The organism is Endozoicomonas sp. ONNA1 (assembly GCF_024606325.1).
Taxonomy (GTDB): Bacteria; Pseudomonadota; Gammaproteobacteria; order Pseudomonadales; family Endozoicomonadaceae; genus Endozoicomonas_A.
Genome location: NZ_JAHHPN010000703.1, coordinates 1 through 2,178, shown reverse-complemented (window position 1 = coordinate 2,178; position 2,178 = coordinate 1). Strand labels below are relative to the sequence as shown.

1 protein-coding gene is annotated in these 2,178 nt (G+C 38.5%); it reads right to left on the bottom strand.

Annotated elements, in window-relative coordinates; translation table 11 throughout:
- On the bottom strand, nt 1-1,819 hold a 1,819-nt coding region (locus tag KDK19_RS16540; protein WP_257292397.1), incomplete at its 3' end, for a hypothetical protein.
- Between the last annotated feature and the right edge of the window lie 359 nt (nt 1,820-2,178).

The following is a 2,178-nucleotide window of genomic DNA, read 5'->3' as shown; positions in this document are numbered from 1 at the left end:
ATTTGAGAGGATTCACCGGTTCTGTTAATGTGCCGGAGACATCCAGTTCGGAGAACAGGGCAGGATGATTGAGATAAGCCAGAGTATCATCCAGTAATTTCCGGGGTAAACAATTCTTCCAATACCTCAGCAACAACGGTTTGTTTGCAACGATCCTGCTTGCCAGTACATGAACAAGTCTTTGCCGGAGCGTTGGGTCAGTGCAACACTGCTCCAGATACTTTGCATCATTAAATTTATGCAAAAAATCCAGATAATGTTCAATGTAATCTATTATGAGGTCAGCTTTCCCGGGCCGTAAACTTCTTCTAATAATATGACCCTCTCCAGACTCAAAGGGTTCAGAATTTAAAACGATAGCGTCTTGCTTCGCCAGTATGTCTTCGGGAAATGAATGGAGATATTTTAAAGGAAAATACTGACAGACAATATCCATGACCTGACTTACAAAATCCTTATTTGCATTAATTTTTTTAAAAAACATATTAAGGTGGCTGATAGAAAAATATTCACTTATCTCAGGTCTACTAATTAAGTTTTTTAATAATAACTCTTTTCCTGTTTCGATTAATTTCTGAAGCAAAGCATCATCTACATTTTCAATTGATACAACAATAAAAGGATTGGCTTCTACCAGTTTTTTTAACAACAAGGTAAGCTTTTTTTGATCATCCTTGTATCTTTCTATACAAAGATCATAAACATCAGATAAGAGAGATTGAGATATTTTAGCGAAATTTCTTTTACCGAGTGCGGATGAAGCTGTCTTTAAAAGCACTTCTTCAAAAAACTCATCATTATTCATCATAACCTTATGTTTATGATTGCCTTTGAAAATCTCGCTGAAATTTTCAAAAAAATAATCACCATCAAGCGAGTCCAAAATCAACTGTTTTGTTAAAAACCGAGTCGGAACCTCTGATAATGTACACAACCCCTTCGATAATTGTGAAAGACAGTACTCTTCGTTTTTATTTATGATGTCTTTCGGCAGGTCTTTGAGCTTTATCCTTCCTGATTTGATAAGTTCATCATACAAACCATCATCTTTAAAGCTGTCCGGAAGAACGCTCAATGACTTTATTTTTGCTGCGATATCCAGGTGATCATAAATCAATTTTGCCCGTTCAGGCGGTGTACCACTCGGAAGACCATGCACGTTTGAGTATTCAATAAGGAAGTCAATATCAGATTTTAATTCTTCAGAAAGGTATCCATAGTGAGATGTTAGGGCTCCGCTCCTGACAGCATTCAATAATATCTGTTTTGTTCTTTCAACTGTTGATAACAATGTTTCTCTGATTTTGTCACCTTTTTTCATTACCAAAACACTCCAAAGACGGTTTCTTACTATCTCTGAAAGAAGGGTTGGTGATTTGGAGTAATGTTCAGGTAAATATTTTTCAGGATCACAAGGAAGAAAGTCGGCAACATCTATAAATTCATCTTCTGTGAGTCTATCGTTTCTACCATCAATGAGTTCTTGAATCAGCTTGACTTGTCTGTCGCTGAGGATAGCAGTGTTCGCATGCTGAATGGCATGACGCTTTCTTAATCCTGATTCGCATGCAGCTACTTCACAGGTATCTACATCTAAAGCAACGGCTCTGGAGGAAATTCCGACCTCTTTTTGATCTTTTTGTCCTGTTAAGGGATCTGCGCGATTGACTCCCAAAGGCTTATCGCTGACAGGCCTGACGGTTCTGCCGGAAACATTGTCGTAATCCGCTGTAGCACTATCTGAGACAACGGCTGTTGCAGTGCAAGCAGAAAAATTTTGCCCCTGATTATATGAGGATTTAGATAATTGATTCATCATCACTCCTGTCTTTAATTGTACTTAATCTTGACGGGGGTGAGCCCACTCTATGGAATGCTCGTAAATTAAGACCCGCTAATTAAATGAAAGTTCCAAAACAGAAGGACTACAGAGTTGAAAAAAGACCTCTGGCCGAGCCAATGCAACACAAAGCAATGTCAATAGCCTGAAATATTGGATGCATTGGGGGGATATACCTCATTCTCTATTATCTTCCTCTGTGTATTGATCCGCGAATGCAAAAATATTGCCGGCAAACAACGTAAGTCCCTTGACCAGACTGATCAGAGGAAAGACGGCGTTATTGGCTCCAAGATTGAGTTGGTCATTGACATTATGGAAGTCTTTGGGAAATTTTT